The sequence below is a fragment of the Stenotrophomonas sp. YJH_SMC_25 genome, assembly GCF_059369595.1.
On record NZ_JCAFSV010000005.1, the window covers coordinates 13,097 to 35,896 of the forward strand.

The 22,800-nt window shown below is 66.0% G+C and carries 30 protein-coding genes, 5 tRNA genes and 1 riboswitch; of the genes, 12 read left to right on the forward strand and 23 right to left on the reverse strand.

Annotated elements, in window-relative coordinates; all coding sequences use genetic code 11:
* Window positions 1-14 precede the first annotated feature (14 nt).
* On the reverse strand, window positions 15-449 hold the full coding sequence (locus AC5P7E_RS08145; RefSeq protein WP_005408981.1) for a BLUF domain-containing protein: 435 nt from the start codon (window positions 447-449) through the stop codon (window positions 15-17).
* Window positions 450-578: 129 nt separating this feature from the next.
* Between AC5P7E_RS08145 and AC5P7E_RS08150 the strand changes: the two genes are divergently transcribed.
* Window positions 579-665, forward strand: a tRNA-Leu gene (locus AC5P7E_RS08150).
* A gap of 23 nt (window positions 666-688) precedes the next feature.
* Here the strand turns inward: AC5P7E_RS08150 and hemN are convergent.
* Both hemN and AC5P7E_RS08160 read right to left on the reverse strand, forming a co-directional pair.
* Window positions 689-2,098 (reverse strand): oxygen-independent coproporphyrinogen III oxidase, encoded by a 1,410-nt coding sequence (gene hemN, locus AC5P7E_RS08155; RefSeq protein WP_060380273.1) that lies wholly within the window; start codon window positions 2,096-2,098, stop codon window positions 689-691.
* Between the two features lie 44 nt (window positions 2,099-2,142).
* Complete coding sequence (locus AC5P7E_RS08160) at window positions 2,143-2,580, reverse strand: group III truncated hemoglobin (protein WP_111118172.1); 438 nt, start codon at window positions 2,578-2,580, stop codon at window positions 2,143-2,145.
* Between the two features lie 178 nt (window positions 2,581-2,758).
* Here AC5P7E_RS08160 and AC5P7E_RS08165 point away from each other — a divergent pair, with 178 nt between their 5' ends.
* Together AC5P7E_RS08165 and AC5P7E_RS08170 are read left to right on the forward strand one after the other, a co-directional pair.
* A complete protein-coding gene (locus AC5P7E_RS08165) occupies window positions 2,759-3,046 on the forward strand; it encodes a hypothetical protein (RefSeq protein WP_005408925.1) in 288 nt (95 codons plus the stop codon).
* On the forward strand, window positions 3,043-4,086 hold the full coding sequence (locus AC5P7E_RS08170; RefSeq protein ID WP_088436360.1) for a 4Fe-4S dicluster domain-containing protein: 1,044 nt from the start codon (window positions 3,043-3,045) through the stop codon (window positions 4,084-4,086). The genes AC5P7E_RS08165 and AC5P7E_RS08170 overlap by 4 nt, the downstream gene beginning before the upstream one ends.
* Window position 4,087: 1 nt before the next feature.
* Here the strand turns inward: AC5P7E_RS08170 and AC5P7E_RS08175 are convergent, their stop codons facing one another.
* Both AC5P7E_RS08175 and AC5P7E_RS08180 read right to left on the reverse strand, forming a co-directional pair.
* Window positions 4,088-4,324: a hypothetical protein gene (locus AC5P7E_RS08175; protein ID WP_005408923.1), complete on the reverse strand. Its 237-nt coding sequence runs from the start codon at window positions 4,322-4,324 to the stop codon at window positions 4,088-4,090.
* Between the two features lie 352 nt (window positions 4,325-4,676).
* Window positions 4,677-4,886, reverse strand: a complete 210-nt coding sequence (locus AC5P7E_RS08180; RefSeq protein WP_005408922.1) for a helix-turn-helix domain-containing protein — start codon at window positions 4,884-4,886, stop codon at window positions 4,677-4,679.
* A gap of 111 nt (window positions 4,887-4,997) precedes the next feature.
* Between AC5P7E_RS08180 and AC5P7E_RS08185 the strand changes: the two genes are divergently transcribed.
* Window positions 4,998-5,399 carry a transcriptional regulator gene (locus AC5P7E_RS08185; protein WP_060380008.1) on the forward strand — a complete coding sequence of 134 codons (402 nt, stop codon included), beginning with the start codon at window positions 4,998-5,000 and terminating at the stop codon, window positions 5,397-5,399.
* A gap of 22 nt (window positions 5,400-5,421) precedes the next feature.
* A riboswitch (Fluoride riboswitch) is annotated at window positions 5,422-5,485 on the forward strand.
* Between the two features lie 82 nt (window positions 5,486-5,567).
* Complete coding sequence (gene crcB / locus AC5P7E_RS08190; RefSeq protein ID WP_005412844.1) at window positions 5,568-5,960, forward strand: fluoride efflux transporter CrcB; 393 nt, start codon at window positions 5,568-5,570, stop codon at window positions 5,958-5,960.
* Window positions 5,961-5,963: 3 nt separating this feature from the next.
* On the opposite strand, the gene AC5P7E_RS08195 is transcribed toward crcB, so the two are convergent.
* Window positions 5,964-6,797: an AraC family transcriptional regulator gene (locus AC5P7E_RS08195; protein ID WP_005408919.1), complete on the reverse strand. Its 834-nt coding sequence runs from the start codon at window positions 6,795-6,797 to the stop codon at window positions 5,964-5,966.
* Window positions 6,798-6,931: 134 nt separating this feature from the next.
* Between AC5P7E_RS08195 and AC5P7E_RS08200 the strand changes: the two genes are divergently transcribed.
* The gene (locus AC5P7E_RS08200) at window positions 6,932-7,426 is read left to right on the forward strand and encodes a DUF6265 family protein (protein WP_043034343.1); all 495 of its coding nucleotides are present in this window, start codon (window positions 6,932-6,934) and stop codon (window positions 7,424-7,426) included.
* A gap of 58 nt (window positions 7,427-7,484) precedes the next feature.
* Here AC5P7E_RS08200 and AC5P7E_RS08205 read toward each other — a convergent pair whose 3' ends face one another.
* Together AC5P7E_RS08205 and AC5P7E_RS08210 are read right to left on the reverse strand one after the other, a co-directional pair.
* Window positions 7,485-7,895, reverse strand: coding sequence for an SRPBCC family protein (locus AC5P7E_RS08205; RefSeq protein ID WP_005408917.1), 411 nt, complete (start codon window positions 7,893-7,895; stop codon window positions 7,485-7,487).
* Window positions 7,896-7,915: 20 nt separating this feature from the next.
* A complete protein-coding gene (locus AC5P7E_RS08210; RefSeq protein WP_049449138.1) occupies window positions 7,916-8,935 on the reverse strand; it encodes an aldo/keto reductase in 1,020 nt (339 codons plus the stop codon).
* A 103-nt stretch (window positions 8,936-9,038) separates the two neighbouring features.
* Here AC5P7E_RS08210 and AC5P7E_RS08215 point away from each other — a divergent pair, with 103 nt between their 5' ends.
* The gene (locus AC5P7E_RS08215) at window positions 9,039-9,956 is read left to right on the forward strand and encodes a LysR family transcriptional regulator (RefSeq protein WP_005412840.1); all 918 of its coding nucleotides are present in this window, start codon (window positions 9,039-9,041) and stop codon (window positions 9,954-9,956) included.
* A gap of 10 nt (window positions 9,957-9,966) precedes the next feature.
* Here AC5P7E_RS08215 and AC5P7E_RS08220 read toward each other — a convergent pair whose 3' ends face one another.
* Window positions 9,967-10,485: a P-loop nucleotide/nucleoside kinase family protein gene (locus AC5P7E_RS08220; protein WP_099473637.1), complete on the reverse strand. Its 519-nt coding sequence runs from the start codon at window positions 10,483-10,485 to the stop codon at window positions 9,967-9,969.
* Window positions 10,486-10,746: 261 nt separating this feature from the next.
* Here AC5P7E_RS08220 and AC5P7E_RS08225 point away from each other — a divergent pair, with 261 nt between their 5' ends.
* Window positions 10,747-11,823 (forward strand): alpha/beta hydrolase family protein, encoded by a 1,077-nt coding sequence (locus AC5P7E_RS08225; protein WP_099473635.1) that lies wholly within the window; start codon window positions 10,747-10,749, stop codon window positions 11,821-11,823.
* Window positions 11,824-12,082: 259 nt separating this feature from the next.
* On the opposite strand, the gene AC5P7E_RS08230 is transcribed toward AC5P7E_RS08225, so the two are convergent.
* Both AC5P7E_RS08230 and AC5P7E_RS08235 read right to left on the reverse strand, forming a co-directional pair.
* Window positions 12,083-12,352: a hypothetical protein gene (locus AC5P7E_RS08230; RefSeq protein ID WP_060380011.1), complete on the reverse strand. Its 270-nt coding sequence runs from the start codon at window positions 12,350-12,352 to the stop codon at window positions 12,083-12,085.
* Window positions 12,353-12,476: 124 nt separating this feature from the next.
* On the reverse strand, window positions 12,477-13,181 hold the full coding sequence (locus tag AC5P7E_RS08235) for an ArsR/SmtB family transcription factor (RefSeq protein WP_059033950.1): 705 nt from the start codon (window positions 13,179-13,181) through the stop codon (window positions 12,477-12,479).
* 103 nt (window positions 13,182-13,284) lie between these two features.
* On the opposite strand from AC5P7E_RS08235, the gene AC5P7E_RS08240 reads away from it, so the two are divergent.
* Window positions 13,285-13,926, forward strand: a complete 642-nt coding sequence (locus AC5P7E_RS08240; protein WP_060380012.1) for a flavin reductase family protein — start codon at window positions 13,285-13,287, stop codon at window positions 13,924-13,926.
* A gap of 10 nt (window positions 13,927-13,936) precedes the next feature.
* Here the strand turns inward: AC5P7E_RS08240 and AC5P7E_RS08245 are convergent, their stop codons facing one another.
* The 3 genes from AC5P7E_RS08245 to AC5P7E_RS08255 all read right to left on the reverse strand — a co-directional run bounded on the left by AC5P7E_RS08245 (window position 13,937) and on the right by AC5P7E_RS08255 (window position 15,646).
* Window positions 13,937-14,482 (reverse strand): DUF4124 domain-containing protein, encoded by a 546-nt coding sequence (locus AC5P7E_RS08245; RefSeq protein WP_060380013.1) that lies wholly within the window; start codon window positions 14,480-14,482, stop codon window positions 13,937-13,939.
* 74 nt (window positions 14,483-14,556) lie between these two features.
* The gene (locus AC5P7E_RS08250) at window positions 14,557-15,066 is read right to left on the reverse strand and encodes a GNAT family N-acetyltransferase (RefSeq protein ID WP_231347489.1); all 510 of its coding nucleotides are present in this window, start codon (window positions 15,064-15,066) and stop codon (window positions 14,557-14,559) included.
* A gap of 82 nt (window positions 15,067-15,148) precedes the next feature.
* Complete coding sequence (locus AC5P7E_RS08255; RefSeq protein WP_060380015.1) at window positions 15,149-15,646, reverse strand: GNAT family N-acetyltransferase; 498 nt, start codon at window positions 15,644-15,646, stop codon at window positions 15,149-15,151.
* A gap of 107 nt (window positions 15,647-15,753) precedes the next feature.
* On the opposite strand from AC5P7E_RS08255, the gene AC5P7E_RS08260 reads away from it, so the two are divergent.
* Complete coding sequence (locus AC5P7E_RS08260; RefSeq protein ID WP_060380016.1) at window positions 15,754-16,158, forward strand: NUDIX hydrolase; 405 nt, start codon at window positions 15,754-15,756, stop codon at window positions 16,156-16,158.
* Window positions 16,159-16,207: 49 nt separating this feature from the next.
* Here AC5P7E_RS08260 and AC5P7E_RS08265 read toward each other — a convergent pair whose 3' ends face one another.
* From AC5P7E_RS08265 to AC5P7E_RS08280, 4 genes are all read right to left on the reverse strand, one after another.
* Entirely contained in the window at window positions 16,208-16,543 is a 336-nt protein-coding gene (locus AC5P7E_RS08265) for a nuclear transport factor 2 family protein (protein WP_231347490.1), read from the reverse strand.
* Between the two features lie 122 nt (window positions 16,544-16,665).
* Window positions 16,666-16,739: transfer RNA gene (locus tag AC5P7E_RS08270), tRNA-Cys, on the reverse strand.
* A gap of 66 nt (window positions 16,740-16,805) precedes the next feature.
* A tRNA-Gly gene (locus AC5P7E_RS08275) sits at window positions 16,806-16,881 on the reverse strand.
* A 142-nt stretch (window positions 16,882-17,023) separates the two neighbouring features.
* Window positions 17,024-17,099: transfer RNA gene (locus AC5P7E_RS08280), tRNA-Gly, on the reverse strand.
* A 130-nt stretch (window positions 17,100-17,229) separates the two neighbouring features.
* Here AC5P7E_RS08280 and AC5P7E_RS08285 point away from each other — a divergent pair.
* On the forward strand, window positions 17,230-17,631 hold the full coding sequence (locus tag AC5P7E_RS08285) for a hypothetical protein (protein WP_099484728.1): 402 nt from the start codon (window positions 17,230-17,232) through the stop codon (window positions 17,629-17,631).
* Window positions 17,624-18,073: a hypothetical protein gene (locus AC5P7E_RS08290; protein WP_099484729.1), complete on the forward strand. Its 450-nt coding sequence runs from the start codon at window positions 17,624-17,626 to the stop codon at window positions 18,071-18,073. Before AC5P7E_RS08285 ends, AC5P7E_RS08290 begins: the two co-directional genes overlap by 8 nt.
* A gap of 2 nt (window positions 18,074-18,075) precedes the next feature.
* Here the strand turns inward: AC5P7E_RS08290 and AC5P7E_RS08295 are convergent, their stop codons facing one another.
* The 5 genes from AC5P7E_RS08295 to AC5P7E_RS08315 all read right to left on the reverse strand — a co-directional run bounded on the left by AC5P7E_RS08295 (window position 18,076) and on the right by AC5P7E_RS08315 (window position 22,776).
* Window positions 18,076-18,996, reverse strand: a complete 921-nt coding sequence (locus AC5P7E_RS08295) for an HlyD family secretion protein (RefSeq protein ID WP_099484730.1) — start codon at window positions 18,994-18,996, stop codon at window positions 18,076-18,078.
* Window positions 18,993-19,721 (reverse strand): ABC transporter ATP-binding protein, encoded by a 729-nt coding sequence (locus AC5P7E_RS08300; RefSeq protein WP_012479691.1) that lies wholly within the window; start codon window positions 19,719-19,721, stop codon window positions 18,993-18,995. Before AC5P7E_RS08300 ends, AC5P7E_RS08295 begins: the two co-directional genes overlap by 4 nt.
* A gap of 10 nt (window positions 19,722-19,731) precedes the next feature.
* Complete coding sequence (locus tag AC5P7E_RS08305; protein ID WP_060380152.1) at window positions 19,732-20,871, reverse strand: ABC transporter permease; 1,140 nt, start codon at window positions 20,869-20,871, stop codon at window positions 19,732-19,734.
* Window positions 20,868-22,331, reverse strand: a complete 1,464-nt coding sequence (locus AC5P7E_RS08310) for an efflux transporter outer membrane subunit (protein ID WP_060380151.1) — start codon at window positions 22,329-22,331, stop codon at window positions 20,868-20,870. The genes AC5P7E_RS08305 and AC5P7E_RS08310 overlap by 4 nt, the downstream gene beginning before the upstream one ends.
* A 369-nt stretch (window positions 22,332-22,700) precedes the next feature.
* Window positions 22,701-22,776: transfer RNA gene (locus tag AC5P7E_RS08315), tRNA-Gly, on the reverse strand.
* Between the last annotated feature and the right edge of the window lie 24 nt (window positions 22,777-22,800).

The following is a 22,800-nucleotide window of genomic DNA, read 5'->3' on the forward strand; positions in this document are numbered from 1 at the left end:
CCGCCAAGGCGGGCTCAGGAACCCAGCGCGACCGCAGCGGGTTCCAGCTCGCCGTCGGCACCGGTCCAGGCCTGCAGCAGGCGCTCGAAACCACCGCTGCCAAGCAGGAAACCCGGCCACGCCGCGTCAACGATCTGGGTCAGCAGGTCCGCATCGATCCGCCGCGTCCCCATCGACCAGCGCGGGAACGCACGCTGCACCACCGGCGCGCGGCACAACAGCCTCATCTGCGCGTGGCTGCGTGCATTGAAGATGCGCTGGAACACCGAATCGATGCCATCTTCGGGGCCTTCCAGATACTGCAGGAAGCGGCTGCCGTCGAACATCAGGACACCGGTGACACCGGCTACACGGTTGAATGCCGTGGCGTCGGCCAGCAGGCGATCAAGATCGGTTGTCCGCAGATCGGCGCGGGCCTCACTGGCATAGGCAATCGCGTGCAGCGACATCGGGTGGCTCCCCCCCTTGGGAACGGTGGCTGGGACTATGACATGAACAGGGATAACAGTTAAGCACGTCGCTCCCGCGCAATCCGGCTGCAGCGACACGGGTAGGCTACAATCGGCGCCGCGCTGCAGGCCCGGATGGCGAAACTGGTAGACGCATCGGACTTAAAATCCGCCGGGGGCAACCCCATGCCGGTTCGATTCCGGCTCCGGGCACCACACGCACGCAGCACATCCGGCTTTCAGATCGCCCGCGAGTAACGTGGCTGCTCATGTGCGGCACGCAGATACGGGTCGAAGCACATTGCCAGCAACCGCAGCAACGGTCGCCCGGGTTCGCTCGCACGCACCACGCCATCGCGGTATTCGGCCAGGCCATCTTCCTGCAGCCGCTGTACCGAACGCAGGTCCTCGGCGAAGTACTGCTGGAAATCCACGCCGTGGCGCTGCCCCAGCACCGCACCATCCACCTCGCCCTGGCACATCAGCTGCTGGATCAGCTCCGCGCGCAGCTGGTCGTCGGCACTCAGCGCGACACCGCGCCAGACCGGCAACTGACCCTGGTCCACCGCGTCCTCCCAGGACGCCAGGTCACGTGGATTCTGGCTGTAGGTGGCGCCGATATGGCTGATCGCACTTACGCCCAGGCCGAGCAGATCGGTATCGGCGTGGGTGGTGTAACCCATGAAGTTGCGATGCAGCTGGCCGGCACGCTGCGCGCGTGACAGATCCTCTTCCGGCAATGCGAAATGATCCATGCCGATGTACTGGTAGCCAGCCGCGGAGAGCCTCTCCACCGCCAGGCCCAGCAGCGCCAGCTTGTCTTCCGGCGACGGCAACCGGCTTTCGTCGATCTGCTTCTGTGCCCGGAACAGATGCGGCAGGTGCGCGTAGCCATACACCGCCAGGCGGTCCGGGCGCAGCGCCAGCACCCGTTCGAGGGTGCGGCCGAATCCTTCCAGGCTCTGCCCGGGCAGGCCGTAGATCAGGTCGACGTTGACCGAACGCATGCCGCTGTCGCGGCAGGCGCGCAGGATGTCCAGTGTCTGCTGCACGCCCTGTATGCGGTTGATCGATTCCTGCACCTGCGGGTCGAAATCCTGCACGCCCAGGCTGGCCCGGTTGAAGCCCAGGCGCGCCAGCATGGCGACGTCACGGGTGTCGATGAAGCGTGGATCGAGTTCGATCGAGAAATCGCGCTGCGGTGAATCGCTGAAATCGAAGCGCCTGCGCAACCCTTCCACCAGTGTGGTCATCGCCTCGGCATCGAGGAAGTTCGGCGTACCACCGCCCAGATGCAGCTGGATGACCTCGCGCCCGTCCTCGAACTGTGGTGCCAGCAGATCGGCCTCGGCCAGCACGCGCGACACATAGCTGTGGCCACGGCCGCGATCGCGGGTGATCACCCGGTTGCAGCCGCAGTAGAAGCACGGGCTGGAACAGAACGGCACATGCACGTACAACGACAGCGCGCGGGCCAGCTGGTTGCTGTCGGCGATCGCCTGGCGCAGCGCCGGCGCGTCGAAACCATCATGGAAATGCGGCGCGGTCGGGTACGAGGTGTAGCGCGGGCCCGGCCGGTCGTGCCGGCGCAGAAGGTCGGGGTCGAAGGTCCAGGCCAGGCCACCAGCGGCGGGAGAGAACGTGTCCATGGCGCCAGCATCGCGCCGGGCGGCCTGCGCCGCCTTGACCCAGATCAATCCTTGGCGGGCATCGCCAGCACCGGCAGGCCGACCTGCGGCCATCGCAGCATCTGGTAGCGCTTCCAGAAGGTGTCACCGATGCGCGCGGCCACGTCGTTGGCCAGCTCCTGCATCGGCGGGTTGTTGCATTCGGCGGTGGTGATCCGGAACAGCACCAGCCAGCGGTCGAACAGATCCTTGTCCAGCTCGATGGCCATGTGCTTGGACATCGGCGAACCCTTGAAGCGCCGGGTGCCGCGCAGCATCGCCGACCAGAAGTCGACCAGTTGGGCCAGATGATCCGGCCAGTCGTGGACGTGGGCCTCGAACACCGGCCCCAATCGCTCCTCCCCGCGCACGCGGGCGTAGAAGTCGTGGACCAGGCGGGTCACTTCCTGCTCGGTGCACAGCTCGGGCGAGGCGACAGGAAGGACAGGCGGCGTTGCGTTCATCGGGGTACCCAAAGCGTGCCGGCAGTGTGCCGCAGCCGGCCGGCACCACCGTTGATCCAGATCAATGTCGGCGCAGTCCGCTGCACCTAGGCTGGCACGCTTGCAGGAAGCATGCCCTGCGGATGCCGCGCCAACCCAGGCGAGTATACGCGCCGCCCACTTTTCGATCCGGGACAGCATGAACAGACCCTCTCCCAACCGTCGCCAGCAGTTGATCCAGCAATGGGGCGCGATCCTCTGGCCCAGCTTCATCGCTGCCGGCCTGGCCAGCGTGGTGTTCTTCGCCTTCGTCGACCCGCTGCGGTTGCAGGCCATCAGTTTCCCGGGCACGCAGATCAGCCGTGAAATGGGCTACACGGCAGGCTTCTTCATGTTCTGGACGGTGACGGCGCTGTCCAGCGCGATCACCTGGTACCTGCAGCGACCGATGCCCAGCGGCGACGACGACGAGTTGCCGCTGGGATGAGTACGACCTGCACACCGAGACCACGGCACTGGCGCGGCACGCTCAGCGCCGCCTTGCTGGTGCTGTTCTACGCATTGCCATGGCTGCACTGGGACGGCCGCCAGGCCTTGCTGCTGGATATCAACGCCCGCCGCTTCGATCTGTTCGGCTGGACGCTGTGGCCGGGAGACGTCGGGGTGCTGGTCGGCCTGCTGGCGGTGCTCGCGGTGGGGCTGGCACTGCTCACCCACCTCGCCGGGCGCATCTGGTGCGGCCACGCCTGCCCGCAGACACTGTGGCGCCGTGCCTTCGACTGGATCGCCGACGGCATGGCCCGCACGCTTCCGGCACGCGTTGCGCGCGCGGCCACACAGCTGGCCTGGGGGCTGCTCTCGCTGTGGACCGGCATCACCTTCGTGGGCCTGTTCAGTCCGATCGCCGAGCTGGTGATCGCAGCGCCGCGTGCCGGCTGGAGCGGCTGGGAAACGTTCTGGGTGCTGTTCTATGCCGCCGCCACCTGGGCAAACGCCGGCTTCCTGCGCGAGCAGGTCTGCCGTTCGCTGTGCCCGTTCGCACGCATGCAGCCGCTGCTGACCGATCCACATACGCCGCGCATGCTGTACGACGCCCGCCGCGGCGAGCCACGTGGGCCTCGCCCATCCGGCCTGGGCGGCGTGCTGGGCCGCGGCCGCGGCCTGCTCGACCCGACCACTGCACAGGACTACGTGTTCCGCGCCGCGCATCCGCTGCTGGCCGGACCGATGCCGACCTTCAGCGCCGACCGTCTTGGCGACTGCACCGATTGCGCGGCCTGCATCAGCGCCTGCCCGATGCAGCTGGACATCCGCCAGGGGCCGCAGGCCGACTGCCTGGCCTGCGGCGCCTGTCTGGAGGCCTGCGCACAGCAACAGCACCGGGCCGGGTTCGGTCCGGGGCTGGTGCGCTACTGCAGTCCGCAGGCGATGGCCGGACAACCGAAGCGCTGGTGGCGCCCCCGGACCCTGGCCCTGCTGTCTTTGCTGCTGGCGCTGCTTGCCTGCGGCGCCTGGCGCCTGCTCTGAATCAACGCGGCCCGTCGGCGTGCGGTGGTACCAGCTGCGCGCGTCGGACAATGCCCAGCTGCTCGATGATCAGCGCCATTTCGTTGGTGAACTCGGTACGCTCGGTCCCCTGCGGGACGAGCCGGTCCAGCACCTGCTGGTAGGTATCCCAGAACGCCGGACCGCATCCGTGTTTGTGATAGCTGGCTTCCAGTTCGCGGCGTACCCGTTCAGCCAAGCCATGCATGCCGTATTCCATACGACCTCCGTTGGACTTGTTCTGCATCGTTGACGGTCTACCGACTCACTTGCGTGCTACTGAAAGACTCCCAGGCTTCACGCCCGGTTGATCCAAATTAGTCACAGATTTCACGACAGGTCAATTACATGCAGCGACTTTCGCGATTGAAATTATTAATCGTTCACGAAACCACATACGGGACCCCGCCCCTCCCGGATGGGGTGAAGCCGACAACGCGCCCCAGCCACCTGTCCGGCAGCCGGTAGGCGTCGACAATAGGTACTGCCAAAACGATCAGTTTTTCCTATTTTGCTAAGTGTACTTAACAGAATGCGCTTAGCACGCTAAATGCGACAAAAGGCGGCGTAATTCAGGCGGATTCGACTTCGGCGGCGCCCGTTGCGGGGAACAGGTTCGGGTAACGCTGATGCAGGATGTACTGCCGCAGAGCGGGGATCGGGAAGTCTTTCGGCCATTGCGATACTGCGGAACGGCTGATGCCGAAGAAGCGCGCCAGCTCCGCATCGGTCTGGAACCCCAGCCGCGTGCGCACCTGCCGCTTGTTCCAGAATTCGGTCATGGTCTGCCCTTTTGTTAACCAGACTTATTCTTGCGGCAAGGATTCTTCGCATTCCACGCGTTAAGCTGGCTTGCATAGATGAATACTCTCGGCCAACGACTCGCCGCCGCCATGAAGAAAGCCGGGCACCCCCGCCCGGCCGATCTGGCCCGCGCCGCCAAATCCACCACGGCAACCATCAGCAACTGGCTCAACGACCATGTCAGTGCGTCCCATGTGAAAGCCGAGCAGCTGTTCCGCATCGCCGATGCGGCCAAGCTGGACGCACGCGAGCTGCTGTATGGAGTGAACGGGCGCGGCGTCGGGGAGCCGGGTAACGCCTACATTCCCAGCCAGGCCCACCTTGACGTCTGGCAGGACGCCTACGAGCTGGTCAGTCACCTGGTGGCCGAGAATCGCCTGGAAATCGACCACCGCCGCCACGCGGCGCTGGACCTGCTCGCGTTCGAACTGCTGATGGATGGCTTCAGCCGCAGCAAGGTGGCCCGCGTGCTGACGACCTCGATGACGTGAATGCACCGCCGCTGGTAGCATGGACCGCGATGGGGATGGGGCTCCCCCGATAACCGCCTGAGAAGGCTGATGGCTCCTGCCAGGACGAACCCGGTGTTCGTCGACGGCAGGTCTTGCCTGCCCTCGGCGTTCGCCATTGACCCTGCGAACCCGCATTCGAGGCACGCCATGCAAGCATTGAACAACTATTTCCTGGTCTTCGTCGGCGGCGGCATCGGTGCCTGCCTGCGCCACGCCTGCAACCTGATCGGCGCCCGAGTGGCCGTCGGCAGCCCCTGGCCGTGGTCGACCTTCCTGATCAACATCAGTGGCGCCCTGCTGATGGGCGTGGTGGTCGAGGTCTTCGCGATGCGCAATGGTGCCTCGCCGCAGCTTCGCCTGTTGCTCGCCACCGGCATCCTTGGTGGCTACACCACGTTCTCTACCTATGCGCTGGAGATCGGCCTGCTGCTGCAGCGCGGGCAGCACGGACTGGCCGCGCTGTATGCCGGTGGCTCGGTGGCGCTGGGCCTGGCCGGCCTGTTCGGTGGCATGAAGCTGGCCCGGCTGGTGCTGGGCTGAGGCTCAGGCCGCGCCAGCACGCGCCTGTCCGCGCCATTCGCGTGGTGACTGCCCCGTGTGCGCCTTGAACGCGCGCGAGAGTGCCGCCTCGCTGCCATAGCCCACCTCGTCGGCAATCCGCTTCAGCGGCCGGCCCTGGCGCAGCGCCTGCTGTGCCAACCCGACCCGCCAGCCTTGCAGGTACTGGCCCGGGGTGGTCCCCATCGCTTCGCGGAAGCTGGCGGCGAACACGCTGCGTGACATGCCGGCCACCTCGGCCAGATCCTCCAGCGTCCACCCCTGCGCCGGGGCTTCGTGCATCGCCACCAGCGCCAGCCGCAATCGCGGGTGGCCAAGCCCAGCGAACAGACCGCCGCGCATTTCGCCACCTTCCATCAGCTGGCGCAGCACCTGGATCATCACCACCTCGAACAGGCGGTTGACCATCGCCGCGCGCCCGCAACGCTGCTCGAACGCTTCTTCGAACAACAACTCCAGCGCTGCGTTGCCGCCATACAGCCCAGCCAGCGGCAGGCAGATGAAATCCGGCAACGCGGCGCTGATCGGATTGAGCCGGCCGCCTTCGAAATGCAGGTTCGCGCAGGCCATGTCGGCGCCCTGCTGTGGGTCGGTACTGAAGCGGTGCGGCATCGGCCGCGGATACAGCAGCAGGCTGGGCACATCCACCTGTACGGTCTGCTGGGCATGACTGACCTGCAGCGGGCCACGTCGCACCAGGTGCAGCTGCCCGGCTTCATCCTCACCCTCCAGCGTGTTGATGCCGCACAGCGCACCGGCATGGAACACCGAGGCGGTGACCGCGAAGCGTTCAAGCAGAATGGCGAGACGGTCGACCATGACGGGACTCCGGGTCAAGCGAGACAAGCTCAATGTGACAGATCGTATCGGAATCGGCACTGGAAAGGACGGCACTGGCCGCATGATCTGGCGGGCGCTATACAGGCCGCACATTCCCGCGCATGGAGGCACCGATGTCACTCCGCATCGCCCTGGCCCTGTTGCCGCTGCTGCTCGCGGCCCCGCACGCGCTATCCGCCTCACCCTCGAAGATCGAACACCTGGCCTGGCTGGCCGGTTGCTGGCAGCTTGATGGGCAGCCACCCGGTGCCGGCGAGCAATGGACCAGCCTGGCTGGAAACACCCTGTTCGGCAGCAGCCGCAGCCTGCGCGACGGGCGAACCGTCGGCTTCGAGTTCATGCAACTGCGCCAGCACGATGATGGGCGCCTGGTGCTGACTGCCCTGCCCTCTGGCCAGAACGCCACGGATTTCAACGCCACCCGGGTCGATGCCAACGAGGCGGTCTTCGAGAATCCTGCCAACGACTTCCCACAACGTATCCACTACCGGCGCCTCGACGACCAGCGCGCACATGCGCGCATCGAGATCGCGCAGGACAATCCGAAGCAGGCAATGGACTTTCCCATGCATCGCGTCGCCTGCGGTGCACCGACGCCCGCACCCTGACACGCAGACGCCCCGGACCGGCCGGGGCGCCTGCATGCGGTCAACGCCACACGGGCATTCACCCGGCCAGCGTGGTTTCCAGGGCCTTCAGGCCATCGCGATAGATGCCCTCGAACAGCGCGGACGCTTCTTCGTTGCTGACGCCCACCGGAGTGAACTCACCGGACCAGTCGATCCGCGAACCGTCGCCCTGCTCGACCACACGCAGGGTGGATCGATAGCCGCTGACCGGGAACGGGGCCTGCAGGATCGAGTAGGTGTAGCTGCGATCGGCCTGGTCGAAGGCTTCCAGGCGCTCGACGATGGCATCGCCATCGGGATTGGCCAGATGGCGCACGCGACCGCCTTCGCTGAGCGTGCTCTGGGGAATGTACGGAAGCCAGTCGGGCAATGAATCGAAGCCGCCGATGAGGTTCCAGACCTGGTCGGCCGGGGTCGGCACGGTGATGGATACAGAAGCAGTTGCCATGGGAATGTCTCCTTCGGGACTCAGATGTTGTCAATCGGCAGCGGGGCGTTGGCCGCGACCAGGCCCTGGGCGCGCAGCGCCTGCCAGAACCCGGCCGGGATGATTTCCTTCAGTGCGGCGTAGTCTTCGGCGATGCGCTCGGGACGGCTGGCGCCCGGGATCACCGCAGCCACTGCCGGGTTGGCCAGCGAGAACTGCAACGCGGCCGCCTTGATGCTGATGCCGTACTCGGCCGCGATGGCCTTGATGCGCTCGACCTTGGCCAGGATCTCCGGCGACGCCTTCTGGTACTCGAAGTGGCTGCCACCGGCCAGCACGCCGGAGCTGTACGGACCGCCGACCACGATGCCGGTGTTGCGCTCGGCCGCCTTGGGCATCACCCGCTGCAGCGCACGCTCGTGGTCGAGCAGCGAGTAGCGGCCTGCCAGCAGGAAGCCATCCGGACGGGCTTCGTCCAGGTCCAGGGTCAGCTCGATCGGCTCGACACGGTTGACGCCCAGGCCCCAGGCCTTGATCACGCCCTCCTCGCGCAGGCGGGTCAGCACCTTGAAGGCACCGCGGCGTGCGGTCTCGAAGTACGACAGCCACTCATCGCCATAGAAGTCCTGTGCGATGTCGTGCACCCAGACGATATCCAGGCGATCGGTCTTCAGGCGCTTGAGGCTGTCGTCGATCGAACGCAGGGTGGCATCGGCCGAGTAGTCGTTGACCAGCTTGTTGGGGCGGCCGGCGACGAACAGGCCGCCCTTCTCGCCAAGGTCGCGGGCGCTGGTGTCTTCCACTTCGTCCAGGATCAGGCGGCCGACCTTGGTGCTGAGCACGAAGTCATCGCGGTTGCGCTTGGCCAGCGCGTCGCCAAGGCGGATCTCGGCCAGGCCTGCGCCATAGAACGGGGCGGTATCGAAGTAGCGGGTGCCCTGTTCCCAGGCCGCGTCCACCGTGGCCTGGGCCTCGGCTTCCGGGATGTCACGGAACATGTTGCCCAGCGGCGCGGTACCGAAGCCGAGGGTCTTGCCAGCCAGCAGCGTGTTGATGCTCATGGGTTCCCCTTTGGGGAGGTTGTTGAAGTTGAGGCACAGGCTAGGCTTGCCCGATAAGACTGTCCAAGACATAATTTAATTATCTTGAGTCCCACAAGGTCTTATGCTCGACCTCCGCCAACTGCGCTACTTCGTGGCCGTCGCCGAAGATGAACACGTCGGCCGCGCTGCCGAGCGCCTTCACATCTCCCAATCCCCGCTCAGCCGGCAGATCGCCCAGCTGGAGGAACGGCTGGAACTGCAGCTGTTCGAACGCTCGCAGCAGCGCATCCGGCTGACCGCCGATGGCCGTACCTTCCTGGCCGAGGCGCGGGCCCTGCTGACCCATGCCAACCGGCTGGAATCGCTGGCACGCCGGCTCGGCCGCGGCGACGAAGGCGGCCTGTGCATCGGCTATCTGGAGTACGCGATGCACTCCGGCGTATTGCCCACCGCCCTGCGCGAACTGCGCGGCGATCGCCCGGCGGTGCATATCGCGCTCTACAACCAGCAGTCGGACGTGCAGCTGGAAGGCCTGCGACAACGCAGCCTGGACATCGCCCTGGTCTGCGAACCACCGGCGTTCGACGATCCGGACCTGGAGGCCACGCAGGTGCTGAACGACCCAATGCTGTTGGCCGTGCCGGCAGCGCACGCACTGGCCAGCGCAGAAATCATCACGCCCGCGGATCTGGCCAGCCAGCAGTGGATCGGCGTGATGCACAGGGAAAACGCACTGCGCCACGACACCTTCATCGCCGCGTGTGCGAAAGCCGGGTTCACCCCGACCATCGCCATGGAAGCGACCGAGCCACTGGCCGCGCTTGGCCTGGTTGCCGCCGGCCTGGGCCTGACCACCGTCCAGCAGAGCCTGGATCACCAGGCGCCGGACGGCGTGGTGCTGCGCGAGCTGCCGTGGTTCAGCTACCGCACACCGCTGTGGGCGGCCTGGCACCGCATCAACCTGCGCCCCCTGGTCGAGACCTTCCGCAGGACGCTCGTGCGCACCGCCACCGAAGGCAAGCCGGCATTCGGCGACTGAGCCGACCGCGCTATGCCGGGCCTGCCTCGGTGTAGCGCATCACCATGAAACCCTCTTCTGCGGCCGGTGCAACGAAGTGGCGGGTGATCTGCTCGAATTCCTCATCGCTGGCCTGGAAGGGATGCTCGCCGCATGCATTGCGTGCACGCAGCCGCGCCTTGCAGACCTCGTCGGCGATATCGAGGAAGTGCAGTTGATGCGCGGCGCCCACTGGCGAGAACACCTCACGTGCCCACCCGCGGGTGGGGGGCGTGTTGAAGGGGAAATCGAGCACCACCGAGACGCCGGCCTGCAGCAGCGTACGCAGATGATCGGTCAGCACGCTGCGCAGCGTGGCTGCGCGCTGCAGATAATCGGCGACGGAGTGGATTTCGCCCGGGTGCAGCGTGGCCAACCAGGCATCTTCGCTGATCAATACGTGGCGAGGCTTGGCCGCCAGCTGTTGCGACAACGTCGATTTTCCTGCGCCGATCTTGCCGCACAGCAGGTGCAGGGTTGCGCCGCCATCGGCGGATGAAGGGTGTTGCATCTGCGATCTCCTCGGTGGATTCCAGTTCCCGGGAGAGCGCTGCATGCAATCCGCCTTCCCGGGCGGGTTGCAGGGCCGTGACGACCGCGCGCTACCCCGCCTTCCCGTGGGGAATGCGGATAATCAACGCGGTGACGTGCGGGACCATGTCGCCAGCGTAGAGCGCCGCCTGTTCGGCCCGCAATCCCCTGCGGCAGTGCAGCGCGCGCAACATTCCGCTGGCATCTATGCTCTGCGCCATTCCCGCATGGAATGACCACGATGCGCCCCTTGCTTCGATGTGCCCTCGCCCTTGGCCTGCTGCATGCTTCGACGGCATCGCTGGCAGCACCAACCACGGAACCACGCACGCTCAGCGGCGAGCTGCAGGGCGCCCCCTGGCGGCTGGATGTACCGGCAGACTGGAACGGCGACCTGGTGATGCTGGCCCATGGCTATGAGCCCGTGGGCGTGCCACGCACCACGCCGATGGCCGCCGGTGACAGCACCGCAGCACTGCTGGGCGCGGGCTACGCCGTCGCGCAGAGCGCGTATTCCAGCCAAGGCTGGGCGGTGGCCGAGGCGATCACCGACATGGAACACCTGCGACAGCATGCCCTGGGTGAACTCAAGCGCGTGCGACACACCTGGATGCTGGGCTTCTCGATGGGTGGTGCCGTAACCATTGGCAGCCTCGAGCGTTTCCCGCAGCACTATGCCGGTGGTGTGTCGCTGTGCGGCGCCAATCTCAGTGGCGAACAGATCGCGGCCGACCTGCTGACCACACTGGTCGCGTTCGATTATTTCTTCCCCAAAGCTGAGGGGCTGCCGGTCACCGGGTTGGCGTCGCGCGAAGCAGCCATGCTGCCCCAGAGCGAGCTTTACCAGGGCATCGTCACCGCGCTGCAACGCGACCCGGCGCATGCCGCGTTGCTGGCGCAGCGGCTGCAGGTTTCCCCCGATGAAGTGGCCGGCACGATCAGCCTGCACGCCCTGGTCCTGCACGAGCTGGCCACACGCAGCGGTGGCATGCCGGTCGGCAACAGGGGCATGGTCTACAGCGGCTTCGGCGATGACGCCGCATTCAACGCCGGGGTGCGGCGCATCGATGCTGTACCTGCCGCGCAGGCCAGGGTGCGCGCGACGCTGGCGCTGACCGGCGCACTGCAGCGCCCGCTGGTGATCCAGTTCAACCACAACGACCCGACCATCGTGCCGCACATGCAGACGGTGTATCCGCAGTTGGCCGCACACGCAGGTGCGCGGCCAGCGCCACGGGTACTGCCATCGGTGGGCGAAGGACATTGTGGCTTCTCTGAAGCACAGGTTGTCGATGCCTTGAAGACAGTGCAACGCTGAGTCCATCGCGTAGCGAAACGCGTCCGCCACGCTGGTAACGCTTACGGTGCAGGGACCCGCGCAGCATGTGCCGCCTCCCCTCGATCCGACCGCGCACCTGTTCGGCATGCCCGAAGGCGAGTGGCTGGGCTTCGACATGTCGGTGCCGTTTGGCCACCCGGGTGTCGGCCGACCAGCACAGTGCCGTTCGATGCGCGCGGTCAGATCGGCGCGCTCGGCCAGGTCTTGGCCGTGCGCCCGTGGCCGCAGCAGGCGGGGATCAGCCGCCCAGCGTGCCCATCGTGAAGGTGTAGCCCGAGCTCATCAGGAATTCGCGCATGCGCATTTCCGCGCGCCGCGGTGAGGCCAGGTTGGCCGGCGCATACAGGGCATACACCAGGCCCGATCCCTCGATATGTTCGCGGCGGACCTCGCAGCGGGCGGTTTCCGAGGCTATCACCCATCCGTCCTTCAGCCGCTCCGGCCCGATGGATTGCCCGTTCTTCAACCGAAAGGTCAGCCAACGCACATCTGCCATGATTTTGTTCATTTCCGATTCGCTCCGTGCCCGAAGCGACCCGTGATGTCCTTGCTCGCCATTGCAGCTCCCTGAGACGTGGAACTCGACCATAACGCCTTGCCATGTCGCGGGTGACTGAGACTGGCCGCGCCGCTCAGGTCGCCAGGTTGAAGAGCCGCCACAACGCCTCGCGCCCGGGTGGCGTCAGCCGTAGTTCGCGCCGGCCCTCGACGCGCCGCAGCCAATCGTTGTTCACGAAACTATCCAGCATCGCCTCACCGACCAGCCCTGCCAGGTGTGGCCGCCGTTCGGTGCAGTCCAGGCAGCCACGGCAGTAGCGCGCCGGGTTGGCCGCCACCGGCTGCTGCAGGAGCTCGCGCAACGGCAGGCCCAGTCCGGCAAGGAATGCGGCGCCTCCAGCGCTGATCTGCCAATGCCCTTCGCATGGCAGTACATGCCCCGCCTGCAGCAGGCGATCGGTGATGGCGACCGCGTGCACGCCGGCCAGGTGCCGATAGCAGGAACGCGCCTCGCGCAGTGCAGGCATGCTGCGCGTGGCCGCAGCGGTACACGAAGGGGTACGGTCGGCCACGCGCAGGATGCCTTCGAGCATCTCTGCCACCTCGCTCGATGCCAGCCGGTGGTAGCGATGACGCCCCTGCGCCACCGCCACCAGCAGGTCGCCCTCGACCAGCCTGCGCAGGTGCGTGCTCGCCGTCTGCGGCGTTACCCCGGCCACGCGCGCCAGCTCCATCGCGGTGTAGGCCCGTCCATCCATCAACTGCAGCAGCATGGCGGCACGCGCCTGGTCCCCGACCAGGGCACCGACACTGACAAGGGAACCGGAGGTGTGGACCATGCCCCATTGTGGCATGCCGTCATCTGCCAACAGTTCGATGCAGGCCGAAGCGTCAGCAGCCGACTGCGCGGCACAGTGCTCGCCCGCAACCGCGAGACCTGCCGTGAAGACCGCTTCGATCCATCGCCGCCGCATCACCCCTTCGGTCCTGTACCCAGGCACGCCCGTGCTGCTGATGACCACGTTGAATGACGACGGCAGCAGCAACATCAGCCCGCTTTCTTCGTTCTGGGCGCTGGGCAACCGGGTAGTGCTGGGTCTCGGTACGCAGGGCCAGGGGTATCGCAACCTGCAGCTGCGCAGCGAGTGCGTGCTGAACTTCCCCTCATCCGCGCAGGCCGCACAGGTCGAGGCGATCGCGCGGGCAACCGGCTGTAACCCGGTGCCGACCGCCAAGCAGGCGATGGGCTACGTGCACGTGCGCGACAAGTTCGCACTGGGCGGATTCACTGCCGTCGTGTCGACGCATGTTGCTCCGATGGCCATTGCCGAGTGCCCGCTGCAGGTGGAGGCCACCGTCATGGCGATGCATCCACCCGGCGAGGATGATGGCCAGGGCTTCGTGATCGTCGAAGGCCGCATCCGCTGCGTGCATGCGCACGAAGACATCACCGTGCACGGCACCCAGCACATCGATGTGACGCGCTGGAAACCGCTGATCTACCTGTTCCGGCACTACCTGGGCGTGAGCGCGCCGGTTGGGCGCAACTTCCGTGCGGAGACACCCATGCGCCTTCCCGCCTAGCGGGAACGACTCATGGCGTACCCGCGGGTACGTTGCTGAACTTGTCGCGCACCGAGCGCTCGCGTTCACGCCGGGTCGAGGCGCACTGTTCGCGCGCACTCGCCATCTGTGTATCCGCCGCCATCCGCTCGGCACTCAACGATTGCTGCAGGCTGGCAATCTGCGCACGGATGCCCGAGTCACGGGTTGCGCCGGCCAGGTTGTTGCTCGACGCGGCCATCTGCCGGTTCAACTCGGCGATCTGCCGACCGATCTGCTGGCTGCGCGACTCCAGCGGACCGTAGATGCGCGAGCGCTCGCCCTGCACGCAGTTGCGCTCGGCGATAGCGGCGTCGGCCAGTTCGGTGTTCTGGTACACCGCCGCGCGGTTCGATGCCTCCCCCGCCGTTTCCGTGGAGGAACGGCTGGAACGCAGCTTCATGGGTTCAGCGCCGGCAGCACAGGGATTCTGGCTGTATACCGTTTCACCGGAAGCGCCCTTGCACTTGTAGACCTGGGCCGATGCCAGCGGGAAACACCCCAGCAGCAGCATCGCCATCACTACCTTCCCCTTCATCCTGCACCGCTCCCTGGTTCATTGGACAACCGCCACGATACGGTGGTTTGGTGGCGACCGCACGCTGGCGCCGTTCAGACCGTTTCGCCCTGCAGATCGAGCAAGGCCGTGGTCCAGCGGCGCGCTCCCAGCGCGGCCACCATGCCGCCGCGATAGACGAACCTGCGTACGTGGCCGTCTTCAATGAAGCAGGTCTCGTTCTGCATCGGTACATAGCCCGCAGAAGCATAGTGCCGATGATCCAGGGCGAACAGCACGGCGAAATCGATACCGTGCCGGCGCAGCTCTGCATGGGCCGCTTCGATCAACCGCGAGGCAACGCCCTGCCGGCGAACGTCGGCACGCACCACCACGCCGCCAATCAAGCCTATGCGTTCCGGCTCGCCATCCAGCAGTACGTTGCGTTCGTACAGCGCGAGATGTGCGACAACCTGATCACCTCCCATCGCCAGGACCAGAGCGACCGGCCCCGGGATGGCGTAGCCCTCGCCCTGCATGTCCGGGAAAGCCTGCTGGAGCAGATCCACCGCCTGCTGACGGTGTTCCGGCGCTACGCTTTGCCAGCGGCATACCTGAACGTGCATTGCCCTATCTTCGTCGAATGAATGTGGGTCCAGGCCCATCGTGCCACGGAAATATGACCGGGCCCGCGCTAACGTTTCACTGTCAGTGCAATGTGATCCAGTACGAGACGATATCCGTGTAGATGCCCTCGCGCTTGACTGCGCGCGGCTCCCTGCCGAGTACGCTGAAACCCAGCGATTCATACAGCCCGCGCGCAGCAGCATTGTCCTCCAGCACCGTGAGGGTGAGCGATTCAATGCCCTCGGCGCGCGCAGATGCAAACGCAGCAAGAAGAAGCTGGCGGGCGACACCCTGGCCACGGTGGCCGGTGCCCACATGGACACTGTGCACTTCCGCCGTATGCCGTCGCGCCATCCGCATCGGGCGTACGTAGCGCAGGAAGCCCGCAAGCTTGCCGTCGATGAAAGCGCCGAAATAACGCGTGCCGGGATCAGCAAGCTGGGCGCGCATCACGTCTGCTGTCTCATTCTGCGCCTCGGCCAGCGTGGACAGGAACGCAGCGGGCGACTCGCGAAGCGCCTGCAACCGTGCTTGCCAGAGAATATCGGCGTCGTCAGCGCTGAGTTGCCGGATAAGCATGCGACACACCTGTGAGGTTGCTGATGCGCAGGTGCCCAGCCTAGCGCGGGTTCGCCTGATGCGGTGTGCATGCAAGAATGAAAACCGTCCCTCCTTCATTCACCGCCATGACTGAACTGCAGATTCCCCGCGTTGGATGCGGCGCCGTCGTCCGTGATGCCGACGGCCGCATCCTGCTGATCCAGCGCGGACGCGATCCGGAGCGCGGGCATTGGGGCCTGCCCGGCGGCAAAGTCGACTGGATGGAAACGGTGGAGGCTGCCGTGGTCCGCGAAGTCCGCGAGGAGACGGCGTTGGAAGTGACGCTGCTGCGCCTGCTGTGCGTGGCCGATCATTTCGAGCCGGCGCTTGCGCAGCACTGGGTCGCGCCTATCTACGAGGCACGGGCACTTGCGGGTGCCGAGGCTTCCATCCAGGAGCCGGGCGTGCAGACCGGGCTGGGCTGGTTTGCCATGGATGCTCTGCCCCAGCCGCTGACGCAGGCCACGGTGCAGACGCTGGCCAGGCTGTAGCCGCTCAGAACACGATGAAGGCGGCACAGATGACGCCCGGCCTTGCGGCTCACTCGATCGGAAGACCGTGCATCTTCAGGAACGAGAGTTTGTCCCAGTAGCCGCGCTGGAACGTGATCAATCCTTCGTCAACCGTGAAGAAACCGCATCCTCGCAGACCAAGAGGGTCGCGCCATTCTAGCGCGGCGACATTGCCGGCCTCATGGATGACTTCGGGAATGCAGACCATTTCAGCAGTGCCGAATTCACGCTCGAAGGTGGCACGGATCGCATCGCGGCCCTTGATCGGGTCCTGGGTGACCTGGTGATTGATCGCGTCGGGGTGATACAGCTCCGCCAAGCCAGCAGCATCGCCTGCGTTGAAGCGCTCGATCCAGGTTTCCACGATGTGTCGGGGAGTCATCCGCATGAAGTCCGCTAAGGCCCAGACCCGATCATAGCGCTCGAGCGACCCATTCCAGATCGCAGAAAAACAAAAAGCCCTGACCGGAGTCAGGGCTTTTCAATTGGAGGCCTCAAGCGGAATCGAACCGCTGTAAACGGATTTGCAATCCGGTGCATAGCCACTCTGCCATGAGGCCAACGTACTGCGCGCCAGGAACTGGGCCCTGACAAGACAAAACCCCAAGATGGGGCCTGTCGGAACATGGAGCGGGAAACGAGACTCGAACTCGCGACCTCAACCTTGGCAAGGTTGCGCTCTACCAACTGAGCTATTCCCGCGTAAGCCGACATGCTACCGGAAATCCGGAAAACACACCAGCGATTTCACTTTTCTGACTGCGCGCAAAGCCTTGTGGCCCAACGTGCCCCACCTTGCCGTGGCGGGAGAAAAACAAGGCCCCTGCGGGGGCCCTGTAGAATCTGGAGCGGGAAACGAGACTCGAACTCGCGACCTCAACCTTGGCAAGGTTGCGCTCTACCAACTGAGCTATTCCCGCAGATTCCGTTCGACCTGCGTCGAAGGAGCGCTATTGTGTCCAAATTCCTTCACGCCGTCAACAGTCTTCACATCATGCGGTCACGGGCGTCCGCAGTGGGGTACGCTGCCCCGCCCGGCCCCGTTCGCCCATGTTCCTTCGCGGCACGCCTCTGTTGATCGCCCTGCTGCTGCATTTGCTGGTGGCCCTGCTGTACTGGGCGCTGATGCCGATGGGAATGAACTGGTATCGCGACCATTTCGGCTTTGCTTCACATCGTGACATCGGCCTGGGCATCGCCCAGTTCTATCTGTTCTGGATGTTCATTGGCGCCCAGCCGCTGATCGCGGTGCTGCGGCCACTGTTTGCCAAGCTGCTGGTGCTGGCGATTCCCCTGGCGTTCGCGAGTTGGACACTGATGCACAACCATCCGCTGCGCCTGCTGTACTTCACCCTCGGGCCCGGCCTGCTGGCACTGGCCGCGATCGCCACAACCGCGTGGTATGCATCACGCAAGCGCCTGCCTGCCGCCACGGACACCGCCGATGCCTAGACGCTACGTCCGCCTATTCTGGTTGCTGGTTGCGTTGACCTGGCTGGCGCTGATCGCCGCACTGGTCAATGCCGGCTTCACCCCAGACTACTGGCTGCTGCATCACCTGGAAGGCGCCGAGTCGCCCTACCCGACCAGCACTGTCATCGTGTTCGCGTTGCTGGGCACCGTCGAACTGGTGGTGGCCGCCTTGATCGTGCGGCCGTGGCGACTGAAACGACTGTGGCTGCGCCTGCTGATCGCCTTCGCCCTGCTGCTGGCATGGTCGGTGCCGTGGATGCTGTCGGCGATGCACCAGCCACCGGTGCACGGCATGCACCTGCTGTGGTTGCTGCTGCTGGACGTGGGACTACTGCTGGCGCTGTGCTTGGTGTCGGCGGTGAGCGCATGGCGGGTGCTCAGGCGTCGAGGGCGCGCGGATGCGCCCCCGCCGCAGCACTAGGCTTACTTCCGGAACTCCACCCGCACATGCTGGCCGAAGCGCGCCTTGGCCTCGCCATCGAACTCCAGCACGCACTCCACCACCTTGGCCACGCCACGCCCAGCGTCTTCAGGCAGGCGTGCCTGTGCGAACACCGGGCTGATGCGTACCACGCGTGCGGGCGGCAGCGTGCTGGTGTTTTCGGCGCCATCGCTGTCCGGAACGACGGTAGCCTTCATGCCGACCTGCACGGCATCGGCGTAGGCCGCGCTGAGTTCGGCACGTACCTGCAGCGGGCGCGCGGGCAGCAGGGAGATTGCCGGCTTGCCCGCCTGCACGAATGCGCCAAGGCCCGGCACCTGGCCGACCACGGTGCCAGCTTCCGGCGCGCTCAGCGACATCTGCTGCAGTTTCAGCCTGGCGTGTTCCAGCTTGTGCTGGGCCATGTCGACCTGCGCACCGGCCACGTCAACATCGGCGCGTACGCCAGCCAGCTGCTGCTTGGCCGCATCGGCCTGCTGGTTGGACGACACGCCCTCGCTGGCGCCCGTGGACAGGCGGGTAACGTTGCGCTCCAGTTCGCGCAGCTGCGCCTGGCTGCCCTTCAGGCGGTCATTGGCCAGGGCGAGATCGGCGCTGGCCATCGCCACCTCCTGCTGCAGCAAGGCACCATCCAGCGACAGCAGTAGCTGCCCCTTCTTCACCGTGGCGCCTTCCTTCACCGGTGCGGCGGTGATCGAACCATCCACCGGCGGTGCCAGCGCGATCAGGCCACCCTCGACGTCGATGATGCCGCGCGCCACCGCGACCTTGCCGACGGCGGTTGCACCGGCCTTGCCCGAAGGCGACTGCGCAGGCGCAGGCGCGTCCCTGGAACAGGCGCCGAGCAGCAGTGCCGCGGACAGGGCCAGGCTGAGGGGAAGCAGGTGCGACGTCTTGGTCATGGGGCGGACTCTACAGTTTCGTTCTGGCGGCGGTCATCACGGACCATGCCGTCTTCCATGGCGATCACCCGATCCGCATGCCGGATCAGGCGCGGATCGTGGCTCACGCACAGCACGGTGGCGCCATGCGCACGTGCGTAGCGATGCAGGATGTCGATCACGCGCTGACCGTTCTCGGCGTCCAGCGCGCTGGTGGGTTCGTCTGCGAAGATCAGCGTCGGCGACTTGGCGAAGGCGCGGGCAACGGCCACACGCTGCTTCTCGCCGCCGGACAGCTGCGCCGGGCGCATGTGACTGCGGTGGCTGAGGCCCACTTCTTCCAGCGCCTTGCGCGCCAGCGGTTCGCTTTCGCGATTGCGCATGCCGCGGTAGCCCAGCGGCAGCTGCACCTGCTCCAGCGCAGTCAGTGCCGGGAACAGATTGAAGCCCTGGAACACGAAACCGACATGGTGCAGGCGGAAGCGCTCCACCTCGCTTCGGGTCATGTGCCCCACATCCTGGCCAAGTGCGTGCACGCGGCCACCATCGGGCGCGGACAGGCCGGACAGCAGCGACAACAGCGTGCTCTTCCCGCAACCCGACGGGCCCGATACCAGGGTCAGCTCGCCAGGATAGATGTCCAGCGACAGGCCGCGCAGCACCGGCACCTGCACGTCGCCGGACATGAAGCCCTTTTCAAGTGCATCGGCCCGCAGGGTCGGGGCGACGGCGCGTGTGGAAGTCATCGGCCGGCCCTCAACGCAACAGCAACGATGGATCGGAGCGGACGACACTGCGCACCGCCATGATGCTCGACAGCATGGCCATCACCGCAACCAGGGCAACACAGCCAAGGATCACCATTGGCGTCAGCTGCACCGGCACGCGCTGGGTCTGCGCGATCAGCAGCACCACGGTACTGAAGGCCGCCGCCAGCAACATGCCCACACCGCCGATCAGCAACGCCTGCTCGAACACCACCCGCGCCAGCGCATAGCGACCGGCGCCGAGTGCATTGAGCGTGGCGTACTCGCGAACCGAGCCAGCCACCACCGACGCGAACGACTGGTTGGTGATCACCGCGCCGACGAAGCAGACGATGACGGCCATGAACAACACCGCGATGCCGGCACCGGTGTCGAACAGCCAGTACTGCTGCGAGCGGCTGGCGAACTCCGGCGCGGTCCAGAACTCGACCGGCGTAGCCTGGCCCATTGACGCGGCCAGGCGATCGCGCACGCGGTCGGCCAGGTCAGGCGAGCGCAGGCCCGCCACGAAGTAGGTACTGCCCTCATGTGGGTCGGTACCGGCGATGGCGCGCGCGGTATCCAGCGAAGCCAGTACGTTGACACCACCAAGGCCACGCAGGCCCGGCTGCGCGGCAACCACGCGCACGGCCTTGCCATTGATCCAGGCGCGGTTGTTCTGCAGGTCCACGCCCAGCGTATCCAGGTCGGCGCTGTCGACGATCACCGCACCCGGTTCGCGCAGCTGTGCACGCAGGTCGGCAGGCAGGATGCGCGCGAACATCATTGCATCGTCGCGGGTGGAGATGCCGGACAGATACACCGACACGTTGCCGGTACCCTGCGCGCTGGAGCGCCATTCGCCATCCACCCACTCGTAAGGTTCGACGCGGGTGACATCCGGATCCATGCGCAGGTGGCTTTCCACATCGGCGCTGATCGCGTGGCCGTAGTTGACGCTCTGGGTGCCGGGGAAACCGGCCCAGATATCGGCCGAAGATGCCTTCACATAGATCGCGGCGGTACCGAAGATGCCCAGCACCAGCGCCGCCTGCACGATCAGCAGCACGCCGGCGAAGCACATCGCCAGCACCACCGGCAGGAACCGGCGCCACTCATAGGCCAGGGTCTTGCGGGCCAGCGCGATCATTGCGGTTCGCCCTCAGCCTCGACCGGCAGCGGTGCGCCGCCAAGGGCGCGGTACAGCGAAGCAAACGCCAGCACGCGTGCGCCCTGCGCACCGATCAGATCCGCCTGCGAAGCGAGCGCGGCACGTTGCGTGTCCAGCCCATCGAACTCGCTGGACAGGCCCAGCTGCACCTGCCGCGCCTGGCGCTTGACCTGCTGGTTGGCGGCATCGTTGGCCGCGCGCAGCGACTGGATGCTGCTGTCCTGGCGTGCAAGGCTGCCCAGCGCACCTTCCACTTCGCTCACGCCTTCCAGCACGGCCTTGCGATACCCGAGCAGCGCGGCGTCCAGTTGCTTCTCATCGGCATGGAAACGCGCACGGCGTTGGCCCCAGTCCCACAGCGGAATATCGACGTATGGACCGATCGACGGACTGGAGTCGGAATTGGAGCGCGCGTTCTGGGTGAGGTTGTAGGCATACAGAATGGAGCCGCCGAGGCTGATCCGCGGGTACATCGCGGCGCGCGCCGAGCCCTTGCTGGCGGCGGCCTGCATCACTTCCGACTCGGCCAGCAGGATCTGCGGCCGATGGCGCAGCAGATCGGCGGGGACCTGCTGCAGCGAGAACGTGCCCAGCGTCGGCGGCGTGCGATAGGCGCGCCAGGCCGGATCCGGGCCATCGCGGCCCAGCAGCAATGCCAGCGCGCGGGCCGCGTTGTCCGCGTTTTCCCGCGACTGTGCGATGGCGGCGCGGGTCGCGGCCTGGCGTGCACGCAGGCGATCAAGTTCGCCGGGCTCATCCAGGCGCAGGCGCTGGCGCACCAGGGCCAACTGTTCGCCACGGTCATCCACGGTCTGCTGCCGGCCCAGCAGGTCCTGCTGGGCCTGCGCCACGGTCAGGTCCAGATAGCTGCGCACCACGTCGGCAATCACCGCTACCTGCGCGGCATTGCGCAGCGCCTCGGCATTGCCGGCCGAGGCCTGCGCGCTCAGCTGCGCACTCTCGGCGGCGCCGAACAGGCCCAGGTCCCAGATCGCTTCAATGCCGGCATGGAAGTAGGTATCGACAGCGGCGGCGTCCTGCACCTGCTTGGCGCTGGCGGAGATTTCCGGCAGGAAACGCGAGTCGGACGTGCCAGCGACGATCCGAACGGCCTGCAGGCGCAAGGTGGCCTGCTGCAGGTCGAGATTGCCGGCGACCGCCTGATCGACCAGGCCATCCAGCGCCGGGTCGGCCAGCACCTTCCACCACTGCCTGGCGTCCACCGCCACGCCCTGGCCCTGCGGTACCTGGGTCCAGGCGCTGGGTGTGCGATCAGGCAGGTCCGGGACGGGCACCGACATGCAGCCGGCCAGGGCCAGGGTTGCCAACAACGCACCGGGGCGCAGCACTGCCTGCAGGGAGAGTCCGCGCCCTGTCCTGGGCACTGCCACTGAAGTGATACGCCTGACCACCAGCCCGCCAACGTGTAGAAGGAGCATGAAGGCTACCGTGCGATTGTGGAGCGAACATGGAGAAATGGTCCGAAAAAGGTCACAGCACGCATGCGGTTCAGGCAACGATGGCGTTGGCCTTTCGCCAGCCTTTCACTGCATGCGACGCACGGAACGCTGGTGCGACATCCGGGCCATTACGTCTTGTTGCCAACTTCCCCGAGCCCCGCCCCTGCGGTCATCCCCACGACCGATACGCCCCGCCATTCCGATTGCGACACTAACGCTGGAATCGTCCCGCCAGGCCGCCGATATCACGCCCGCCATGACAATGCCATGGCGCGAATGTAGCGCCCCGTGCCGCCAACGTCATGACAAACGAAAAACGCCCCCTTTCGGGAGCGTTCTTCTTGAATCTGGAGCGGGAAACGAGACTCGAACTCGCGACCTCAACCTTGGCAAGGTTGCGCTCTACCAACTGAGCTATTCCCGCAGATTTCGTTCGACCTGCGTCGAA